The following is a 19,730-nucleotide window of genomic DNA, read 5'->3' as shown; positions in this document are numbered from 1 at the left end:
CCTGTCCCCGTCCGCGGAGCGTGCCATGCGGTCCATCCTCGCCGCCGCCCTGCTGGTGCCCCTCGCGGTTCCGGCCGCGGCGCAGAGCCTCTCGGCCACCGCCACGGTGCCGAGTTCGGCCTCGCTGGAGCCGATCACGGCGATCGCCAATCCCGGTCAGCTCAGTCTCGGCGGGAGCGCCACCACCGGCCCGTTTCCGACCCTCTCGGCGCAGACCGGCGGCCTCGTGAATGCCGGCCAGCTCAGCCTCGGGGGTGCGGGCGGCGGAGGCGGCCGCATCGGATCCTCGACCGGGGTGGGTCAACTCGGTGCCGCGGCTTCGGGCACGACCGGCGGGGCCGGCGTCACCGGCGCGACGTCGGCCACGCTCGGGACCGCCGGAGCGATCGGCGCGACCGGCACGCGGAACGGCTTCAGCGCCGCGTCGGGTGCGGTGCGCGGGTCGATCTCGGGGAGCGCGCTGTCGTCGATCAGCGGCACGCGGGGCCTCGTGGGCGGCGTGGCCCTTGGCACGGGCCAGACCGCCAACACGGTTCCCTCGACGACCGCCGCCTTTGGTGCGGCCACGGCCGGGTCCGGCTTCGGAAACGGCTCGGGTCTGGCCACCGGCACGAGCACCGGCGCGCTCTCCGGAGCGACGCCCGCCACAGGGGCGACCCTGGCGTCCGGGTCGACCGGTGTCGTCAGTGCGGCCACCAGCACCTCCGGGGCCGTGCCCTCGACGGTCGGCCCGTTCACGCCGTTCGGAGCCGAGACAGCCCTACGTTCCGGTGGAGGTGCGACGGCCGTCGTGCCGGCGGGCGCCGGCGGGATCGGGACCGGCGGAGCCGCGATCGCCGCAGCACCCCAGGTGCTCGACCCGATCCGGTCGGCGAACACCACGCCGTCCGGTGGCGGCGCGGTCGGCGGTGCCGGCATCGGCGGCGCGGCGGCGATACCTGCGGCGGGCTTCCGGCCGAGGCCTGCATCGGCGGCAGCGCGTTCTGAGCCGCGCGAGCGTCCGGAACCCGGCCGAACCGCTGCCGTTCACTCTGTTCCGGCACCTCGGCCGGGACAGGAGGCAGAGATGAACGTCGTTCTGGGCCGCGTCTCGCTCGCGGTCGCTCTCGTTCTGGGGGTCTCGGGCGCCGCCCTGGCACGCGATGCCGGGTCGAAGGCTCACGGTGCCAATACCACGACGGGCCTGCACGGCATCGGCTTCGCCGAGCCGAAGTTCCGCTCGAGCCTGCGTACCGGCAGGGACCAGCCCTACACGTGGCCGGTCAGCGACCGCTATCACCCAGTCTCCCAGCCCTTCTATGGCCGGGCCTATTGAGCCGGACTGACGGCGCTCCGCCGAAGGGATGAATGGCGCGGCGCCGGTGCGTGCCGCACACCAAAATGCAGGCCCATCCCCGACAGCGATGCGGGCAGGAACAGATCCGGCGTGATCCCAGCGGTACGGGGTTCGTCGCCGGATCGCTTCGGAGCCAGGAGCGTGTGATGCATCTGCTGAGCCGGCTCTTCGTCGCAGGCCTGGTGGTCACGCCCCTCTCGGGGCAGGCGGGGGAGTTCGCGCAGACGGCGCCGGTGCCCGGTATGGCCCTGACGCCTCCCGATCCCGGCATGGCCAGCGGGGCTTCCGAGCCCGCGCCATCGCCTGTACCGGGGGCGGCCGCCCCGGCTCAGGCTCAACTCGACCTGACCGCCGATCGCCGGCGGCTGCGGGCTCTGGGTAGCGGCCTCTCTTCGATCGAAGGCCATCTCCCGAACCAGCGCACCGGTCCGCGACACGAGCACGTGGTGCGCGATATCTGCATCGGCTGCTGATCACCCCGCGGATGCCGGGTCGACTATTGCAGCGCGCTCGCCCGTGAATGAGCTCGTATCCAGCGCGGCGAGAGGATGTCGCCGGCCTCGGTGATAATCCAGGGCTGCGCCTCCCCGGTTTCGAGCGCCTGGAGGGCGACCACGAGGGCTTCGCGGACGGTCGCGAAGGGGCGACCCTCCGCGGACCGGCCAGGCGAGCGCCTGGGCCAAACGGTCAGCTCGGCTTCCTTATCGAGATCGGCGGGCGTCATAGGCGGGCCCATGCGGCTCTGCGTTGTGCGGAGTTCTACCGGGCTTCTGTGACGTGGATCTGGCGCGCGTGTTGCCGATTCGTGTCCGCACCGAGATCCACGGCGACGGGCACGCTTGCGCAGCTACGCCAGACGATCCGAGCTCGGGCTGTGAAATTAAATGATGCGATGCAGCAATTTTACTTTGAGAATGCCTTATCGGAAGTTTAGTTCATTTGCATCGAATGCATGGAACTGACGAGGTCCGGCTGAACGGATGCCTCCGGAATTGTCGCGAACACTGCATTACCGTGCTGGACTCACGTTATGATGCAATGCGCAAAACGCATATCGCAACGCACAAATCCGTGGTCTTATGCGCTGGCCGAGCGAATCCTGCGCTCGGCGCTGCGATCGAAACGGAGACGCACCATGCGCACGATTCTCATCCTCGCGTCGGCCGCGCTCACCTCGGCCGCCTTCACGGGCCTCGCTACGGCCGACGAGCGCCTGCACCTGACGCCGCCGCTCTATCGGGACCAGGCTCGGACTGCCCAGCAGGTCCGCGCGATCCACGACCTGACCACGACGCCCCAGCCCGTCTCGGCTCCCGCGGTCCTCGGCCGGACGGTCTCGTCCCTGGGCCGGTCGATGGTTCAGGCCTCCGCGGAGCCGCGCCGCTGAGTCCGCCGCCGGAGATGCGTCGCCCTCGGGCGGCCCCCTCTCCGGCGCTTCTTCAGACAATATGCAGGCTCTGAGCCGCCACCGCGGGGGACACGCCGCGGCGGATCAGGCGCCGGATCCGCGCCTGCTGATCGCGTTCGGCGCTGAGGGCGGTCCCTGCCGCGCGGTAGCCCTCGAACCACAGATGTGCCCACGCATACTGTGTCGCCATCATCAGCAGCACGGCATTCTCGGCCTGCCGCAGACCCAGCCGCAGGCTTTCATCTGCCAAGCGGCCAACCTCCCCGTACATCATGTCCGACTCCGCGTCCGACCACGACCGGTAGCCCATCGCCGGGCTGCCGGCTCACTGACTCTGCGGCCCCTCGGGGATCCGCTCAAGCGGATGCCTCGTCGGTGGCCGCTGGGCTGCCGCGGCTGCCTCTTGAGCTGCGTCCCATCCCTGTTCCATCGCCCTGTGGGCCTCCTCGGCGCCCTGGGGCAACGCGGTGCGGACACGCTCCGCTCCCTGCCTGTGTGCGCCCGAGGGAAGAGCCCCCATCCTTTTGGTCTGCGCCCGCAGAGTGTCGAAACGCCCTCGGGCGTATGCAGCCTGGATCTCGGCCGCTTCGGACAGGGATTGCGCGGCCCCGTGCGTCCGTGGACCGGCGCACGGCCGAGCGACACGTCAGATCTCGGTCTCGCGCCGAACGATCGCATCCTCGCCATTGCCCTTCTGCGCGACGCCAACCTCCGGATCCTCGCCCCGGAGCGTCGCCGGGATATCGAGGCGTTCTGATCTCGGGGTCGGGGCCTCCGGATCGCACGGAGCCGGATCACGGTTCGGCCGGGCTGCGGTTTCGCGTGCGTTGGTCATGGGATCTCCCCTTCCCCCTTGGCAACGCGACGGTCAGTCGGCGGGTCCGGCGTCGGCCTCACGATGGTGGGAGGCGGGATGGAGCGCGCAGCGCTATATGGGAGGCGCGAGCAGGGAGAGTGGCGTGTTCACCGTTAAGGGGATTGATCCGTCCGGGCGCGTCATGACGTTCGCCTGCGGGACTGACGAGCAGGCCATGGAGAAGACCTGGGAGCTGGCCCGGCGCGGCTTCCGCGAGATCACGGTCTCCGACCCGAGGGGCAAAGAGCTGACTGCGGCCGCCTTCGAACGCTCTCTGAACATCGATTGGGAGTGACGCGGTTCGTCGCACGGAACTTCGTGACTGGTCCGTCCCAGCGCTCGCGGGATCCTGGCCAGTGAAGGGAGCATGCGCGTCCGACGGAGGTGCGCCCGCCGAGGGAGGATCGGCCGCCGGCCGGAGACGTCAGATCGCCTCCAATTCGCGTCGGAGGTTCGATCGGCTCGGGTGCGCGGCTTCGGGAACGTCGGTGGCTGCCCCGATCTCTTCCGTCTTGCGCCAGACAGCCCGGCACACGAGGATCTCGTTGCTGGCATCGATGCTCAAGACGAACCTGTCTGGCACGATCTCGGCGTCCGGGAGGGCGATCCGCACGCCCCCGGCGGACCGGTCGTAGACGATGCAGGGCAGGCTTCGGTGCTCATCCACCGAGATGCTGCCGGTCTCATTCAGAAGTGTGCGTGGCGCGCTGCGTCGTTCGAACATCACCGCCTCGGAAACCTGTGCCCGGCAGGATCGGGCTCCCGGGTTCAGGCCGGGTTTGGAAAATGCATCAACTTGTCAGGATGCCGGCGGTCCTGTGGATTTCGTGATCTCGGGTGATCCGCTGGGAGAAGCCGAACGGCATGCGCGTCCCGGCTGCCGGATCGATGCGCGGCGAAGCCGGGAGGCTCGGATCTCCGTCGGAGAGGCCGCGCGCGTGGCGGCCCGTGACGCTAACCGGTGATGACTTCGACGAGGGTGGTGAGAAAGCCCAGGGCGACGGCGCCGATGCCGCTCATGAAGGCGACATCCCAGCCGGCGAATTCCTTCGACTGAGGAGCGCGGAGGAAGGTGAACAGCGTGACGGCCGCTCCGCAGATGACGAGCGCAATGGCCAGATAGATCGGTCGAGACATGGCGTTTCCTCTTCCGCCGGTCTCGCGGCCCTTGAGGGCTCTTGTGCGGATGACTACGACCGGCGTGATCTGTTCAGGCGCATCCGTCTTTAAAACATGACAGACGGCGCGGTAGCGAACAAGACGATAATCTGTTCTGCATTGCGGAACATAAAGTCGGAGCGCCCGCATGATCTGACCTGGGCGCGGGGCTCCAGACGAATCCACCGCGAGAGCTGCCAATTTCGAGGGGCGTTCCTCGCCAGCGCTCCTGAACTCACTCAGTCGACGAAAACGCGGATGCCGTCCGTATTCATGATGTCCCGCTGGTCGGCGCACCATTGCTCCGCGCCCACCGCGGCGATCTCGGCCGCCACGCGCCGACCCTCCTCGGCGATGGCGCTCTGGGTTCGGCGGTGGCCGAGGCTCGCGTCGAGGGCGCGGCGGACCGTCCGGGACAGGCTCTCGGAGACCGTGTCGTCGATGGTGTAGAGTTTGCGGCAGTACAGGACGATACCGGCCTGCGCGCCGACGATCCGCACGAGGCCCTCGATCGTCTCGGTCCGCTTGGCAGCCTTCGGGTCCTCGGCGGCCGAAGCCGCGTCGGGCAACGCTGTTGCAGCCAGCAGGACTGCGAGCAGGGCGTGTCTCATGCGGCGGCACTCCTCCGGTCCGAAGCCGGACCGCGCGTCTGGATCACCGCATGGGACGAGGGCAGCGCCCGCCTGTCGTCACGGTCGTATGCGGGCGATCCCGCGGGAGCACCCGTCAGGTCCGGTCGATCATTTCCGGGCGGCCATCATGTCATGGGTCAGGACGGTCAGCTTGCCGATCAGACTGCTGATATCCGTGCTTTTGCAGGACCATTGCGTGCCGATCGCCTCGCCGTCCGCCGAGACGGAGACGATCGCCACCGAACGCAGCCGACCCTCGCGCGCCAGCGCCAGCTGATCCTGCAGCACGGCGATAATCGAAGCCGTGTCCTCGTCCGCGATCGTGGGCGCGATGTGCGCCGGGAACGGCACGACCGAACTCGTCATCGTCTGCTCTCGCTTCATCTCGCCGAACCCCTCGGTAACATCTCCGGGCTTCGGCGTGCGCATCTGCTTTGTGCAGAGTGTGGCAGCTTGTCCGTGTCCTGCGATGTCGTGGACAGATGTGGCGGCGATGCAACGATTCCGGTCAGGTCCGGCACGGCCATGCCGCAGGCCTTCCGCGCTCCGGTATTTGCGGATCGCGGCCGGGTGATGCGGCAGACTGTATGGGTGATGCGCGGTCGGTCTTCAGGGAGGCGCCCTGCGCGGGGCGCCCCCGGAGGCGTTCCGCTCAGGCGGCCTTACGGCCCTTGCGCTCGCGCTCGGCCATGGCGCCGGGCTGGCCCAGGCCGATCGCCTTGGCGAGGGCGGAGCGCTGTTCGGCGTAGCTCGGGGCAACCATCGGGTAATCGGCCGGCAGGCCGTAGCGGTCGCGATAGCTGCGCGGGTCGAGGCCGTGGCTGGTCAGGTGGCGCTTGAGCGTCTTGTAGGTCTTGCCGTCGATGAAGCTGACAATACCGTCCTGCCGGACCGACTTGCGGATCTGGGCCGCACTTGGCTTCTCAACATCGGCCGGGGATGCTGTCCCGGACTCCGCCGTCAGCGTCCCGGCGACGAGCCCGCTGATCGCACCGTGCACCCGCGCGATCAGAGCCGGCAATTCGGCGGCCGGGACCGGATTGTTCGACACGTAGGCGGCGACGATATCGCCCGCCAGCTCGATGAAGTTGGAGTTGGGCCCTGTGGTTTCTTCTCTCACTGTAAGGTTCCTAGTGTGCCCCTCACAGGGGATTTGCTACCTTTGCGCGCTGAATGCAAGTTACAAAAGCGCTCGGCGGCCGGAATCTCGCGCGTGATTGGTGCGCTCGCTTCGGACGATCGACGGGGATTTCTGGGCGTGCGCGGCGGAAAACTTCCAGCCGCAGCTGCGGCGGTCCTATCAACTGCAGTAGTGTTTTCGCAGCGCGAAACGATCAGAAGCTGAATCTGACGATTTTTGCCGGGCTGCCGGCGAGGGCCGGTCGTTCCATCATCCTCTGCGGTGACGCGGCTGACTTGCCATGGCATGGCGCGTCGATGCTGATGCTCGCGCTTCTCCTCATCCTCCTGGCCGTTGTGACGGCGATGATCGTCCTGCGGCGATGGACCGGGCGCTTGGCCTCTCTGGCAACGCTTTTGGCAGGGGCGATCATGGCGCTGTGGCTGGCCGAGGTCGGGCTGTTGCCGGGATCTCAGGGGCCGCTGACAGAGCATCGTCCCCTCGTCCCCGGGCTTGACCGGTAACGGTTCGGTAAGCGTCCCGGCGCGAGCATTGATCATGCCCACACTCTCCGCCCCGCGCCTGCTCACATTCCTGGTGTCGGCCGTGTTGATCGGCCTTGCCATCGCCAGTCTTTACACGCGCATTCCCATGGTCGGGCGTACGGTCGTGGCGCACCGGCAGTGGTTCTTTATCGGCGCCTATGTCCTCCTCGCCCTTGGGGTGACCACCCGCAGCCTGTAGGGGGACGAGCCGTCGGTCCAGTCGCGATCGCTGTCCGCGCGGGGGAGACCGGAATGGCTTTGAAGACCACCTATCTCGTGCAGCCCTTCGAGCTGCATCGGAACCGCCTGCGGCCCGCGCGCCAGGAGCCCGCGCAGAGCGAGTTCGGCGCCCTCAAGAAGGCGGAGGCCCTGGCCGCCCGGATGCCGGGCGCGGCGGCCCTCAAAGTCGTCGCCGACGACGAGACCGGTGAGCTCGAGGGCGTGACCATCCTCGGCCAGTTCGGGACCGTCCCGGAGGATTTCGCCGAGACGCTCCTGGGCTCCTGAGCGCATCCGCGGCCGCGTCTCAAGGTGCGACACGGGGGACGCCGGATTGCGGTCCGCGGGAAACTACGTAGAAACAACGGAGACCGAATCTTGCGAGCCCCCTGCTCGCCGAGCCCGCATCCGTGCCCCGCTATTTCATCGATCTCCACGACGGCGCCAACCTGGTGCGCGACCGGGACGGCTTCGATCTTCCGGACCTCGCTGCCGCGCGGGCTCAGGCCGTTCGCATCCTGACCCGGTTGGCGCAGGGGTTGACCGATCCGATGGAGCGGCAGGATTACGTGATCGCCGTGCGCGACGAGCAGGGCACCGTTCGCCTGCGCCTTCGCCTCTCCTACGATGTCGAGGCCGGCTGACGGAGCGGCCGTCGCACGCGGCGTGGAGAGCGTCGCGCCCCGCCGCGTTGACCGGGGCTGGCACGGCGCAGGGCCGGGGGAGATCGCATGGGACAGTCAACAGGTCTGGTCGGCCCGCTCGTGGCGGCCCTGATGGTGCTCTGCCCTGCGGGCTTGGCGACGGCCCAGACCGCGCCGCCGCCGCAGGTCGGCTCCGCCACGGCGACGGCGGACAACGCCGTGCTGCTGACGGTCTTCCTGCGCCACGATCAGTCCCGCCCCCTGGCGGAGCTGAACGCGCAGCTCGCCAAGCAGGGCTTCTACAAGGCCTTCCCGCCTCCGGGCATCGAGGTGGTCTCCTGGAACGTCGTGATGGGGATCGGGCAGATCATCGTCCTGCGCCTGCCCGCGTCCCGCCTGCGCGAGGTCAACCGCGTCCTCGAGGACACGGCCTGGGGGGCGTACCGCACCGAATTCTACCCGACCTACGATTACAGGGCCGTGGGCCTCGGCGAGCACGAGAAGGCGCGCTGAGCGCCCCCGCGGGCTCAGACGAAGTGCGCCGGCAGCGACAGGCCCTGCGCGTACAGGGTCAACGCGATGGCGCCGCCCATCAGGGTGGCCGCCAGGGTGATGCGGTTGGTCCAGCTCATCGTCGATCTCCTTCGGTTCGCGACTGTGTTCGCGGTGTGGAGATGAGATAAGCCCAAGCTTTCGCGGCGCGCGTGTTCCGCGACACATCAGAGGGCGGCCGCGTGGCCGGGCTGCTGCGTGCCCAGGATCAGCGCCGCATCCCACAGGCAGGGCTGGCCGAGCCGCTTGGCCTCGTACATCGCCGCGTCGGCCCGCTCCGTCAGGCCCTGCGCCCGGGTGGCGTTCAGCGGGGCGCAGGCCACGCCGATCGCCGCGCCGATGCGGATCGGCGATCCCGCCCCGAGATCGTAGGGCTCGGCGAGGCGCGCCTGGAGGTTCAGGGCGAAGCCGAGCGCGGGTGCCGGCGCCGCGTTGCTCAGGAGGATGGTGAACTCGTCGCCCCCGAGCCGCGCGGCGATGTCCCCCTCCCCCAGGCCCTCCCGCAGGCGATCGGCCAGTTGCCGCAGCAGCGCGTCGCCCACGGCGTGGCCGTAGCGGTCGTTCACCGGCTTGAAGCCGTCGAGGTCGACGCACAGCAGCGCGCAGGCCGCGCGATCGAGGGTCGCCAGCGCCCGGTCGAGGCGGGCCGCGAACAGGTAGCGGTTCGGCAATCCGGTGAGCGGGTCGTGGTGGGCCATGTAGCGCAGGAGCGCCTCCGCCCGGCGGCACTCGGTCACGTCCTCCCACAGGACGGTCCAGCCGCCCTTCGCCTGCGGGTGCAGTGTGATCGCGATCTGGCGCCCGTCCGGAAGCACCTGCACGACCGCATCGGCCGTGCCCCGGGCGAGGAGCCGCCGGCGCGCCGCCCAGAGGCCGGAGGGAGCCCCGTCGGCTCCGGCGAGTCCCGTCGCGCCCACGTCCCGGGCATGCAGGCCGGGCCTGACCCGGTCCGCGCCCGGGCCGAACAGGCGCCGGAAGCCGTCATTCACGAACAGCAGCCGGTCGGCGGCATCGAATACGCAGAGGCCGTGCGGGAGCGCGTCCAGCGCCTGGACGATTCCGGCGCCGAGCTGGCGCGTGCGGCCGAGCCCGTCCTGCCGCCGGTCGCGGACCGCCTGGCGATGGCGCCGCGCCCGCTTCATCGCCGCCCAGTCCGCCCGCGCCGCCATGGCCATTCCCCCGAAGAGCCCGACATCGGCGGTCGCACGACCAACGGATCGGCGGCCCGGAAATTAATCCCGGTTCCTGATAGAATGGGATTCCTTTCGCCAACCTTGACGAAAGGACCATGCGTTGAACGATCCTTTGCGCGCCCGCCCTGCCCGCACGTCGAGGCGCCGGCTGCCCGCCGCCTCGACCGTCGACGGCCCGGGTCCGACGACCCGGGGTCGGATCACGGCGTGGCATGCACGCCGTGATGGCCGTCGAGCACCGTGTCGCTGGTCGGGACCGTCTCGGCGACGGCCTCGGCGCGGCGGATGTCCGGGGCGGTCGCCTCGGCCACGAAGGCCGCCACCGCCTCGGTCAGGGGAAGGGTGCGGGTCTGCTGGCTGCCCAGCCGCCGGATCGAGACCGTCCGCTCCTCCGCCTCGCGCTTTCCGAGGGCCAGCAGCACCGGCACCTTGGCGAGGGAATGCTCGCGGACCTTGTAGTTGATCTTCTCGTTGCGCAGATCCGCCTCCACCCGCAGGCCCGCGCGCTCCAGGGCGCGGATGACGTCCCGGGCGTACGGATCGGCCTCGCCGGTGATCGTCGCCACCACCACCTGCACGGGCGCCAGCCAGAGGGGGAAGTGGCCGGCGAAATGCTCGATCAGGATGCCGGTGAAGCGCTCCATCGAGCCGCAGATCGCCCGGTGGACCATCACGGGCGGCTTCCTTGCGCCGTCGGCGTCGATGTAGAAGGCGCCGAACCGCTCGGGCAGGTTGAAGTCCACCTGCGTGGTCCCGCATTGCCAGTCGCGGCCGATCGCGTCGCGCAGCACGTACTCGAATTTGGGCCCGTAGAACGCGCCCTCCCCCGGGTTGACCGCGGTCCTGATCCGTCCGGCCGACTGCTCCTCGATCTGCGCCAGCACGCGGGTCATCACGTCCTCGGCGTGGTCCCAGAGGGCGTCGGAGCCGACGCGCTTCTCGGGGCGCGTCGAGAGCTTCACGACGATCTGGTCGAAGCCGAAATCCGCGTAGGTTGAGAGGATCAGGTCGTTGATCTTCAGGCACTCGTCGGCGAGCTGGTCCTCGGTGCAGAAGACGTGGGCGTCGTCCTGCGTGAAGCCGCGCACGCGCATCAGCCCGTGCATGGCGCCGGACGGCTCGTAGCGGTGGACCACGCCGAACTCGGCCATGCGCAGGGGCAGGTCGCGGTAGGATTTTAGCCCGTGCTTGAAGATCTGCACGTGGCCCGGGCAGTTCATCGGCTTGAGGGCGAACCAGCGCTTGTCCTCGGCCTCCTCGCCGGCCGACTGCGCGGCGAACATGTTCTCCCGGTACCAGCCCCAGTGGCCGGAGGTCTCCCACAGGGCCTTGTCGAGGATCTGCGGGGCGTTCACCTCGGCGTAGTCGCCGCGCAGGCGGCGGCGCATGTAGGCGATCAGCTCCTGGAAGATCGTCCAGCCCTTGGCGTGCCAGAAGACGACGCCCGGCCCCTCCTCCTGGAAGTGGAACAGGTCCATCTCGCGGCCGAGGCGGCGGTGGTCGCGACGCTCGGCCTCCTCCAGACGGTGCAGGTAATCGTCGAGATCGGCCTGGGAGGCCCAGGCGGTCCCGTAGATGCGGGTCAGCATCGGGTTGTTCGAATCGCCCCGCCAGTAGGCGCCCGCGACCTTCATCAGCTTGAACGCGGTGCCGACCTTGGCGGTCGAGGTCATGTGCGGGCCGCGGCAGAGGTCGAACCAGTCACCCTGGCGGTAGATCTTCAGATCCTCGCCCGGCGGGATCGCGTCGACCAGCTCGACCTTGAATTTTTCGTCTTTGCCGGCGAACAGCGCCCGCACGTCCGCGCGCGTCCAGACTTCCTTGGTGAAGGGCGCATCGCGCGAGATAATCTCGCGCATCTTCGCCTCGATCTTCGGGAAGTCGTCGGGCGTGAACGGGGTCTCACGGTAGAAGTCGTAGTAGAAGCCGTTCTCGATCACCGGGCCGATCGTGACCTGCGTGTCCGGCCAGAGCGCCTGCACGGCCTCGGCGAGCACGTGGGCGCAATCGTGGCGGATCAGCTCCAGGCTGCGCGGGTCCGTCCGGTCGAGGAACTCGATGCGGGCGTCGCGGGCGATCGGGTCGTCGAGGTCGGCGACCGTGCCGTCGAGCGCCATGGCGACGGTCCGCTTGGCCAGCGACTTGGCGATGCCCTCGACCACGGCGCGGCCGGTGGTGCCGGCGGCGATCTCCCGCGTGTTGCCGTCGGGGAAGGTGAGAATCGGCATGGTTCAGGCTCTCCAGGCTCAGTCCTGCATACGCGGCAGGTAAGCGTCTTCGGGGTCCGTCTTGCGGGTCCGTCTTCGGGGGAGCGGCCGTGTAGACCGATTTTCCGGGCGAGGGAACAACGGTGCGGCGCATCTCCGCGCATCCCTGCCCCATCCGGCCTGCCCCGGCCTGTCCTCGGACATGGGTGATCGTCCCCGCGCGCCTGTTGCGCCGGGGGCRTGGCCCAGGTGACGCGACGAGGGACGCGGGACGCCGCGGGAACCCTGTGTCGGCCATGATACGCGCGGGATCCGATCCCCGCGGCGCCCCGCGGCATCGACCGGGCGCCTCCCCCGGCCGGTGCCGTCTGTCTCGTCGCGGCGTCTTGCCGGCGCCCCGGTCCTGCGACTCCGTTTCAGCGGTCACCGGCGAGGCGCACGCACCTCCGGAACCCGCATCACCGCCGTGGCCTTCCAGCCGYYSCCCGCCTCGTAGTGGGCGGGTCCGCAGGTCGCTCAGGGTCGGCCCAGAGAGGGGTCGGCGCGGGGGGCATTTCCTCCACCCCGCCGGGCTGACTGCCGCCCGGTCTCACGCCCGCCTCCGAGACACGCCCCGCACCGGTCRCGCCGCCCGGGGCGATGGCGGCTGAGAGCCACCGACGCGGGCGCCGCCCCGTCCCCGGATCCGCCCGGTCAGCCACCGCACGGACCCCCGAAGGACGCCCCGGGATCGCTCCCGAAGCGCCGTGGACAGGTCAGGGCTTATGGGCACAAAATAGGAACATTGTCAAGATCCCTGCGCCGCGGGACGCCGCGACGCGTGCGGGTCAGGCGCGGGTCCCCTCGCCCGTGCGGGCCGCGCTGGTCACGCATTCGAGTCGGACACGGGCGCTGGCGGCGGAGCGCGACGCGCCCCCTCTCCCGTGCGGGAGAGGGTTGGGGTGAGGGGCACGACGCGTCAGGATCGAGCACGCGGTCGACAGGCAAGTCCGTCGCGCTTTCTGCGGAGGCCGCCCATCCCTCACCCTGTCCCTCTCCTGCACGGGAGAGGAGACCCGCGCCTGGTCCTCAAGCCGCGTTGCCGCGGCGGATGTGGGAATCCGTTAGTCCGCACGGGAGCGGCGATCCGCATTCGGACGACGGACCGGACAACCGGCCCGCCGGCGGGGGCGACACGGGTTGGCGGACGGGCATCCGGGCGCGGGACGGGATGCGCGGCGGGCAGCGTCCCGCTCGACCGCGTTCGCGGGCGCCCGCACCGTCCTCCGGGCGCCCGTCCGTCGGGTCAGCACACCGCCCGCGCGGCTTCGCGCACCTGCCGGGTCGCCCCGTCGACCCGCTCGCTCGCCCGGGCGATCGCCTCCATGCCGCTCGCGATCGTCGCGACGCCCTGAGCGGCGGTCTGCATGCTGCCCGACATCTCGCGGGTGACCGCCGATTGCTCCTCCACCGCGGCCGCGATCGCCCCGGAGACCTCATCGAGGGACTGGATCGTCGCCTGGATCGACCCGATGGCGGCGACGGCCTCGCGCGTGGCCGCCTGCGTCGCGACGATCTGCCCGCGAATCTGATCGGTCGCCCGGGCGGTCTGCTCGGCGAGCGCCTTGACCTCCGCGGCGACCACGGCGAAGCCCTTGCCGGCCGCGCCGGCCCGCGCCGCCTCGATGGTGGCGTTGAGCGCCAGCAGGTTGGTCTGCCCGGCGATGCCCTGGATCAGGGTCACGACGTCGCCGATCTGGGCGGCTTGTCCGCTCAACCCCGCCACGATGGCGCCGGTGTGCCGGGCCTGCTCGACCGCCGCGCCGGCCATGCGCGCGGCGTGGCTGACCTGCTGGCTGATCTCGCCGACCGAGGCCGACAATTCCTCCGCGCCCGAGGCGACGGACTGGATGTCGCTGGAGACATGGCCCGTCGTCGCGACCGCCGTGACCGTCTGCCGGGTCACGTCCTCGACGGCCGTGCCGATCGCATCGAGGTCCGCGCCGATCGCCCGCTGCGCCTCGACCCGCCGCTGGCGGTCCCGGACCTGCGCCGTGATGTCGGACGCGAACTTCACGACCTTCAGGACGCGCCCGTCGACGTCCAGGATCGGGTTGTAGGTCGCCTGGAGCCAGACGTCGCGGCCGTCCTTGGCCACGCGCCGGAACTCGCCGGCGGTGAATTCGCCCCGCCCGAGCCGATCCCAGAACGCCCCGTAGGCCTCGCCGGTCCGCTCGGCCGCCTCCACGAACAGGCTGTGATGCTGCCCCTGGATCTCGTTGCGGCGGTAGCCCATCGTGTCGAGGAAATTGACGTTGGCCTCCAGGATCGTGCCAATCGGATCGAAGGCGATCACGGCCTGCGAGCGGTGCAGGGCGGCGATCTGGCCGCTCAGGTTCAGGGCTTCCGCCTTCAGGGCCGTGATGTCGCTGGCGACCGCCACGACCTTCTCGATCCGACCGCCGCGCCCGACGACCGGGACGTAGCTGCCCTGGATCCAGACCTCGCGCCCATCCTGGGCGACGCGCAGGAATTCGCCGCTGCGGGCCTGACCCCGCCCGAGATCGTCCCAGAGTTCGCGATCGGCGGTCCCGCCGCGATGACGGGCCGGGACGAAGAGACTGTGATGACAGCCCTGCACCTCGGACAGGCCGTAGCCCATAAGAGCCAGGAACGGGCCGTTGGCGGAGAGAACCGTCCCGTCCGTCCCGAACTCGACCTTGGCTTGGACGCGATCCAGGGCGTCGAGCAGGAGACGCTCCAGACGCGGGCGAACAGTCAGCATTGCAGGATCCCGGGGTCGGTGTCGGCGGCGGTGAAATCTGACGTTTTATTCAGATGACGCCAATATCGGTATTTTATATTGATTAAAGAATCACAAACAGGCCTTATTTCGCAATAATAATATTGACTTCGCATAATTTATAATACTGAACGTCACCCTATAAACATTCGGTTTCTCTGGATCCTCTTGCGTGAGAATAAGCGGTCCGGTTACTGGTATCTGCGAAGCGCCCAATGCGATTTCGTAGACGGCATTCGGAGTTCAGAGCCGACCGGCATGACGACAGTTCAGGCGGCCCTCGATCCGCGCATCTGGCGGCCCCAGGCGCAGTTCTCGGCCAGCATCGCCTCGCCGACCCAGCTCAAGCGGTTCAACGACACCGGCGGCATCGCGGTCCATCTGGATGTCATGCGCGAGACGCGGCCGGACATCGCGATCTCCGGCAGTCAGAGCGAGACCCTGAGCGTCTGGGAAACGCGCTCGTCGAGCGGCTTCGTCACCAAGCCGAAATTCGTGGCCGGGCTCGTGACGATCCGCTTCGTCACGCGCGGCCACGTCGTCTCGTCACGCCGAACCGGCGATCTTCTGGCCTCGACCGCCATCGCGACCCTGACGGGCTTCGAGGAGCTGCACGAGGTTCACGCCTCGCCCGCGGTGAGCGCCGTGAGCGCCACGATCGCGGCGGCCACGCTCGCCGCGGCCAACACGGCGCTGACGGGCAGCGATCAGCCGGGCCTGCCGGCCCTGGCGCCGATCGCCGAGATGACGCGGCCCGGCATGGGGGCGCTGTTCTGCACGATCCGGCTGATCCAGGGCCGCATCCAGGGGCTCGATCGGCGCGCCGATCTGGTCCTGCCCCTCCTCGAGGAGGTCATGAGCTACCAGCTGCTCTCGACCTGGCCGAAGCGCGCCGACGGGATTCCGGCGCCGCCGCCGGATGTCGCCTCGCGCCGTCTCCGGCGCGCCATCGACTACATCGAGGCCCATCTCGCGACGGCCCTGACCCTGGCCGACGTGGCGACGGCGGCCGGGATCGGCGTCCGCTCGCTCCAGAACACGTTCCGGACGGAGCTGGGACGGACGCCGGTTCAGTTCATCATCGACCGGCGCCTGGCGCGCGCCCATGCGGATCTCCTCGCCGACACGGGCGCGCGCCGGTCGATCGCCGAGATCGCGCGGTGCTGGGGGTTCGTCCACATGAGCGACTTCGGGCAGCGCTATCGCCGGCTCCACGGATGCACGCCCTCCGAGACGCGCCGGCAGGCGCAGCGCGGGCACTGAGCGCGGGCGATGGCGGACCCGCGGGGGCGCCCCGCCCGTTCCGAACCTCCGACGCGCGCGCTACGCGACCTCCGCGAGCGCGCCGAACAGCGACAGCACCACCGGCCGCCGGTCGAGGTTGTAGATGGCGGCTTCCCGGGCGACACGGCCGAACCGGTCGGCGACCTCCACCAGGGCGGCGAGACGGGCCGGCGGCTCGCCCCGGCGGCGGTCGAGCTCGGCCGAGACGAAGCGCAGCACCGCGTCCTGGGCGGCCTCGAACCGCGCCTCCGCGTCCCGGCCCGCCAGGGTCTCGGCGAGCTTCAGGACCCGGCCCCAGTCGGGGTCGCGCGCCCGCGCCAGCAGGGTCTCGACCTCGGCCACGAGGCCGGCCGTGACCGGGTCGAGCATCGCCAGCGCCCGGGCGACCGAGCCCTCGCAGGGGGCCAGGGCGCGGGCCAGGGCCGATTCGTCGGGCTGCGGGAAGGGTGGGGGCAGGGCGCGCACCACGCGCGCGACGTCCTCGGGCGCCAGGGGGCGCAGCGTCAGCGCCCGGCAGCGGGAGCGGATCGTCGGCAGCAGCCGGCCGGGCTGGTGGGACAGGATCAGGAACAGGGCGCGGGGCGGCGGCTCCTCCAGCACCTTGAGCAGGGCGTTGGCGGCGTTGGCATTCAGGTCCTCGGCACTGTCGAGGATGCAGACCCGCCAGCCGGAATCCGTGGCCGTCGATGCGAACAGGTCCAGCGCCCGGCGGACCATGTCGACCGAGATCTTGGTCGGCAGGGCCTTGGCGCCGGGGGATCGATGGCGGCGCAGGACCACGAGATTGGGATGCGACAGGCCCGCGACCTTGCCGGTCACGGGGTCGCCCGCCGGCACGTCGAGCCCGGCCGGCCCCCCGCCCCCAGGATGGGCGAGCAGGCGGCGGGCGACCCGGTAGGCGAGCGTCGCCTTGCCGATGCCGGGGGCGCCGCCGATCAGCCAGGCATGGTGCAGGCGCCCCGCGGCGATCGCCGCCGCGAAGGCCGCGGCCGCCGCCCCGTGGCCGACGAGGCCCAGGGTCTCCCGCGGGCGCGGGATGCCGGGCAGGTCCCCGGGCTCGACGTCGTCGGCGGCGCGGTCGATGGGCTTCATGGCGCGTCCCTGCGGGCTCTCGTCCGACTGGCGGGCTCGGGGGTGCTGCTTACAGGCCCCGACGGGCGGCGCCCAGCGGCCCCGGTCGCGGGGCGACAGGACGGGGGCAGGCACCCCCTCACGCCGCGTCGCCGCGGCTCCCCGTCCCTCCTCCTGCCTCGGCCATCAGGTCCGGCAGGCGGGCCGCGACGGCCGCGCGGATCGCGGCCTCGACCGAATCGGGATCGCGGGCCGCGTCGATCACCGCGCAGCGCTCCGGCTCGGCCCGGGCGATCGCCAGGAAGGCGTCCCGCAGGCGGGTGTGGAAGTCGAGGGATTCGGCCTCGAACCGGTCGGCCGCTTGACCCGCCCCCTGCCCGGCCCCCCGCGCGACCGCACGGGCGAGGCCGGTCTCGGGGGGCAGGTCGAGGATCAGGGTCAGGTCGGGCCGGGTCGGGCCGACCACGACCCGCTCCAGGGCGCCCACGAGCCCCGGATCGAGGCCGCCGGCGGCCCCCTGATAGGCCCGGGTCGAGTCGATGAAGCGGYCGCACAGCACCGTCTCGCCCCGCTGGAGCGCCGGGCGGATCAGCCGGTCGAGGTGGTCGATCCGGGCGGCGCTGAACAGCAGCGCCTCCGCGAAGGGGCCGTGGGGCTTGGCCACGCCGGACAGCAGCGCCGCGCGGATCTCCTCCGCCCGGGGCGAGCCGCCGGGCTCGCGGGTCACGCACACGGCGCGGCCGGAGCGGACGCGCAGGGTCGCGGCGAGGCGGGCGATCTGGGTCGACTTGCCGGCCCCCTCCCCGCCCTCGAAGGTGACGAAGGCGCCCCGCGCCTGCGCGGATTCCCCGGCGGACGGCACGGTCACGGGCCTCCGGTCACGACGGGTTGGCCGCCTTGTCGCTGCCTTTGCCGGCCCGGTCGAGGGCCTTGCGCACGAGGCCGGTGCCGAATTCCAGCGCCGCATCCATCGCCCGCTGCGGCAGCGTGCCTTGCTCCACCGCGGCGCCGGCATAGAGCGGCTGATCGAGGGCGACCGTGTCGCCCCGCTGGACGCGCAGGACGCCGACCCGCTGGCCCTCCTCCACCGGGGCGACGAGCGGCCCGGTATAGATCGCCTTGGCGCTCACCCGGTCGCTGGAACCGCGGGGCAGCAGCACCCGCACCGGCTTCTTGGCCACCAGCGGCACCGAGCCCGACTGGCCGCCGAACACCGAGGCCTCGGCGACCGTCTCGCCGGGCGCGAAGATCTGCCGGGGCTCGAACGCGCGAAAACCCCATTCCATCAGCTTGCGCGCCTCGGAGGCGCGGTCCCGGGCGGTCTTGAGCCCCGAGACCACCAGCACGAGCCGCTGGCCGTTCTGCACCGCCGAGCCCGTGAGCGCGTAGCCGGATTCCTCCAGGTAGCCGGTCTTGAGCCCGTCCGCGCCGATATCGAGGGCGAGCAGCGGGTTGCGGTTCTGCTGGCGGATCTTGTTCCAGGTGAACTCCTTCTCGGAGAAGATCTTGTAGTAGTCCGGGTAGGTCTCGATGATGTGGAGGGCGAGCTTGGCCATGTCCCGGGCCGTGACCTTCTGGTCGGGCGCCGAGTAGCCGGTGGCGTTGCGGAAGGTCGAGTTCGTCAGCCCGATCTCCTTGGCGCGCTGGTTCATCAGGCCGGCGAAGGCCTCCTCGGACCCGGCCATGTTCTCCGCGATGGTGATGGCCGCGTCGTTGCCCGACTGCACGATCAGGCCGCGCAGCAGGTCCGCCATCTTGATGCGGCTGTTGACCTGCGCGAACATCGACGAGCCGCCGCCCCCCGCGCCGCCGCGCTTCCACGCGTCCTCGGTGACGGTGAACTCCGTGTCCATCGACAGGCGCCCGGATTTCAGCGCCTCGAACACGATGTCGGTGGTCATCAGCTTGGCCATGCTGGCCGGCGAGAACCGCTCGTCGGCGGCCTTCTCGAACAGGACCGAGCCGGAATCGGCGTCGATCAGGATCGCGTGCGGGGCCGCGGTCTGGAAGCTCTGCGCGGCGGCGGCGGCGAGGCCGGCGCCCAGCGCGCAGGCGGCCGCGAGGAGGGTGAGAAGGGGTCTGCGCATCACCGTTCCGTCCCGCGCCTGCCGTCGGGCCGGAAGCGTTCCGGCCGTATCCCAATAACAAGCGTGACCATATTACGGTTTCGGCTGCGGATCGAACGCGAAATGCCGCATCGGCGGCCGGATCCTCCGAGGGGCCGGCCTCAGTAGATCCCGGCGAGGCGGGCGTGCTGCCCCCCGGCGGCCTTCACAGCAGGCGCCTTCACCGCGGGTGCCTTGGCGGCCGCCGTCTTCGTCGGCACGGCGCCGGCGGTCGCGCCGCCCTTGGCACCGGCCGCCTTGGCCGGCACCGCGGCGAGGCGCGCCATGGCGAGCTTGGCCGCGACCGGCATCGCCACGGGGGGCGCCGAGGGGCGCGCGGATGGGGGCACGGAGGGACCCTGGGCGAGCTTCGTCGGGCCGGGTGCCGCAATCCCCCGGCCGTGGACCTCGGCGAGCGCCGGACGGGCCGCCGGCCCGGGTTTCGGGGTGAACTTTCCGGCGGCAAGACCGTGCGCCGGCGGCGGGGCCGGGGCGAGGGCCTGGGCGAGGCTTGGGTTGAGACCCGCGACCTTCAGGTTCCCGGCCGCGAGGCCGCCGCCCCTGGCGGCGGTCTGGACGGGGGCGGGCCGGAACTCCCGCACCCGGGGGGCGGTGGGC

At 70.7% G+C, this 19,730-nt stretch carries 24 protein-coding genes and 1 pseudogene; 10 read left to right on the top strand and 15 right to left on the bottom strand.

The annotated features are described in order from the left end of the window. Positions 1–25 precede the first annotated feature (25 nt). Positions 26–1,315 (top strand): hypothetical protein, encoded by a 1,290-nt coding sequence (locus tag AC1DXK_RS22055; RefSeq protein ID WP_457106464.1) that lies wholly within the window; start codon positions 26–28, stop codon positions 1,313–1,315. 167 nt (positions 1,316–1,482) lie between these two features. Then, positions 1,483–1,809, top strand: coding sequence for a hypothetical protein (locus tag AC1DXK_RS22050; protein ID WP_457106465.1), 327 nt, complete (start codon positions 1,483–1,485; stop codon positions 1,807–1,809). A gap of 23 nt (positions 1,810–1,832) precedes the next feature. Here the strand turns inward: AC1DXK_RS22050 and AC1DXK_RS22045 are convergent, their stop codons facing one another. After that, entirely contained in the window at positions 1,833–2,060 is a 228-nt protein-coding gene (locus AC1DXK_RS22045; protein ID WP_457106466.1) for a hypothetical protein, read from the bottom strand. Between the two features lie 411 nt (positions 2,061–2,471). Here AC1DXK_RS22045 and AC1DXK_RS22040 point away from each other — a divergent pair, with 411 nt between their 5' ends. After that, positions 2,472–2,723 (top strand): hypothetical protein, encoded by a 252-nt coding sequence (locus AC1DXK_RS22040; protein WP_457106467.1) that lies wholly within the window; start codon positions 2,472–2,474, stop codon positions 2,721–2,723. Positions 2,724–2,775: 52 nt separating this feature from the next. Here the strand turns inward: AC1DXK_RS22040 and AC1DXK_RS22035 are convergent, their stop codons facing one another. Both AC1DXK_RS22035 and AC1DXK_RS22030 read right to left on the bottom strand, forming a co-directional pair. Then, the gene (locus AC1DXK_RS22035) at positions 2,776–3,018 is read right to left on the bottom strand and encodes a hypothetical protein (RefSeq protein ID WP_457106468.1); all 243 of its coding nucleotides are present in this window, start codon (positions 3,016–3,018) and stop codon (positions 2,776–2,778) included. 372 nt (positions 3,019–3,390) lie between these two features. Further along, on the bottom strand, positions 3,391–3,579 hold the full coding sequence (locus AC1DXK_RS22030) for a hypothetical protein (protein ID WP_457106469.1): 189 nt from the start codon (positions 3,577–3,579) through the stop codon (positions 3,391–3,393). Between the two features lie 97 nt (positions 3,580–3,676). Here AC1DXK_RS22030 and AC1DXK_RS22025 point away from each other — a divergent pair, with 97 nt between their 5' ends. After that, the gene (locus tag AC1DXK_RS22025; RefSeq protein WP_457106470.1) at positions 3,677–3,895 is read left to right on the top strand and encodes a hypothetical protein; all 219 of its coding nucleotides are present in this window, start codon (positions 3,677–3,679) and stop codon (positions 3,893–3,895) included. A 129-nt stretch (positions 3,896–4,024) separates the two neighbouring features. On the opposite strand, the gene AC1DXK_RS22020 is transcribed toward AC1DXK_RS22025, so the two are convergent. The 5 genes from AC1DXK_RS22020 to AC1DXK_RS22000 form a co-directional block, all read right to left on the bottom strand. Further along, positions 4,025–4,324, bottom strand: coding sequence for a PilZ domain-containing protein (locus AC1DXK_RS22020; RefSeq protein ID WP_457106471.1), 300 nt, complete (start codon positions 4,322–4,324; stop codon positions 4,025–4,027). A gap of 230 nt (positions 4,325–4,554) precedes the next feature. Continuing rightward, positions 4,555–4,908, bottom strand: coding sequence for a hypothetical protein (locus AC1DXK_RS22015; RefSeq protein ID WP_457106472.1), 354 nt, complete (start codon positions 4,906–4,908; stop codon positions 4,555–4,557). 89 nt (positions 4,909–4,997) lie between these two features. Then, complete coding sequence (locus AC1DXK_RS22010) at positions 4,998–5,369, bottom strand: hypothetical protein (RefSeq protein ID WP_457106473.1); 372 nt, start codon at positions 5,367–5,369, stop codon at positions 4,998–5,000. A 129-nt stretch (positions 5,370–5,498) separates the two neighbouring features. Further along, positions 5,499–5,756: a hypothetical protein gene (locus AC1DXK_RS22005; RefSeq protein ID WP_457106510.1), complete on the bottom strand. Its 258-nt coding sequence runs from the start codon at positions 5,754–5,756 to the stop codon at positions 5,499–5,501. Between the two features lie 286 nt (positions 5,757–6,042). Next, on the bottom strand, positions 6,043–6,510 hold the full coding sequence (locus tag AC1DXK_RS22000; protein WP_457106474.1) for a Ros/MucR family transcriptional regulator: 468 nt from the start codon (positions 6,508–6,510) through the stop codon (positions 6,043–6,045). Positions 6,511–6,827: 317 nt separating this feature from the next. Here AC1DXK_RS22000 and AC1DXK_RS21995 point away from each other — a divergent pair, with 317 nt between their 5' ends. The 5 genes from AC1DXK_RS21995 (at position 6,828) to AC1DXK_RS21975 (ending at position 8,431) form a co-directional block, all read left to right on the top strand. Next, a complete protein-coding gene (locus tag AC1DXK_RS21995) occupies positions 6,828–7,034 on the top strand; it encodes a hypothetical protein (RefSeq protein WP_457106475.1) in 207 nt (68 codons plus the stop codon). 34 nt (positions 7,035–7,068) lie between these two features. Continuing rightward, the gene (locus AC1DXK_RS21990) at positions 7,069–7,254 is read left to right on the top strand and encodes a hypothetical protein (RefSeq protein WP_457106476.1); all 186 of its coding nucleotides are present in this window, start codon (positions 7,069–7,071) and stop codon (positions 7,252–7,254) included. Between the two features lie 53 nt (positions 7,255–7,307). Further along, entirely contained in the window at positions 7,308–7,562 is a 255-nt protein-coding gene (locus AC1DXK_RS21985; RefSeq protein WP_457106477.1) for a hypothetical protein, read from the top strand. Between the two features lie 122 nt (positions 7,563–7,684). Next, positions 7,685–7,918: a DUF6894 family protein gene (locus tag AC1DXK_RS21980; protein WP_457106478.1), complete on the top strand. Its 234-nt coding sequence runs from the start codon at positions 7,685–7,687 to the stop codon at positions 7,916–7,918. A gap of 87 nt (positions 7,919–8,005) precedes the next feature. Further along, positions 8,006–8,431, top strand: coding sequence for a hypothetical protein (locus AC1DXK_RS21975; RefSeq protein ID WP_457106479.1), 426 nt, complete (start codon positions 8,006–8,008; stop codon positions 8,429–8,431). Between the two features lie 206 nt (positions 8,432–8,637). Here AC1DXK_RS21975 and AC1DXK_RS21970 read toward each other — a convergent pair whose 3' ends face one another. The 3 genes from AC1DXK_RS21970 to AC1DXK_RS21960 form a co-directional block, all read right to left on the bottom strand. Then, positions 8,638–9,639, bottom strand: a complete 1,002-nt coding sequence (locus tag AC1DXK_RS21970) for a diguanylate cyclase domain-containing protein (RefSeq protein WP_457106480.1) — start codon at positions 9,637–9,639, stop codon at positions 8,638–8,640. A 224-nt stretch (positions 9,640–9,863) separates the two neighbouring features. Beyond that, positions 9,864–11,891: a threonine--tRNA ligase gene (gene thrS, locus AC1DXK_RS21965; RefSeq protein WP_457106481.1), complete on the bottom strand. Its 2,028-nt coding sequence runs from the start codon at positions 11,889–11,891 to the stop codon at positions 9,864–9,866. Between the two features lie 1,264 nt (positions 11,892–13,155). Beyond that, entirely contained in the window at positions 13,156–14,634 is a 1,479-nt protein-coding gene (locus tag AC1DXK_RS21960; RefSeq protein WP_457108053.1) for a methyl-accepting chemotaxis protein, read from the bottom strand. 276 nt (positions 14,635–14,910) lie between these two features. Here AC1DXK_RS21960 and AC1DXK_RS21955 point away from each other — a divergent pair, with 276 nt between their 5' ends. Further along, positions 14,911–15,915, top strand: coding sequence for an AraC family transcriptional regulator (locus AC1DXK_RS21955; protein WP_457108054.1), 1,005 nt, complete (start codon positions 14,911–14,913; stop codon positions 15,913–15,915). A gap of 60 nt (positions 15,916–15,975) precedes the next feature. Here the strand turns inward: AC1DXK_RS21955 and AC1DXK_RS21950 are convergent, their stop codons facing one another. From AC1DXK_RS21950 to AC1DXK_RS21935, 4 genes and pseudogenes are all read right to left on the bottom strand, one after another. After that, positions 15,976–17,028, bottom strand: a complete 1,053-nt coding sequence (locus tag AC1DXK_RS21950) for a DNA polymerase III subunit delta' (RefSeq protein ID WP_457108055.1) — start codon at positions 17,026–17,028, stop codon at positions 15,976–15,978. Between the two features lie 118 nt (positions 17,029–17,146). After that, a complete protein-coding gene (gene tmk, locus AC1DXK_RS21945) occupies positions 17,147–17,875 on the bottom strand; it encodes a dTMP kinase (RefSeq protein WP_477299064.1) in 729 nt (242 codons plus the stop codon). Positions 17,876–17,885: 10 nt separating this feature from the next. Continuing rightward, positions 17,886–19,094, bottom strand: a complete 1,209-nt coding sequence (locus tag AC1DXK_RS21940; RefSeq protein WP_457108057.1) for a D-alanyl-D-alanine carboxypeptidase family protein — start codon at positions 19,092–19,094, stop codon at positions 17,886–17,888. A gap of 140 nt (positions 19,095–19,234) precedes the next feature. Continuing rightward, a pseudogene (locus AC1DXK_RS21935) lies at positions 19,235–19,730 on the bottom strand (septal ring lytic transglycosylase RlpA family protein); the annotation flags it as partial.

It is taken from the genome of Methylobacterium sp. P3_A11, from assembly GCF_056403155.1.
This window is presented reverse-complemented; position numbering and strand designations above follow the sequence as displayed.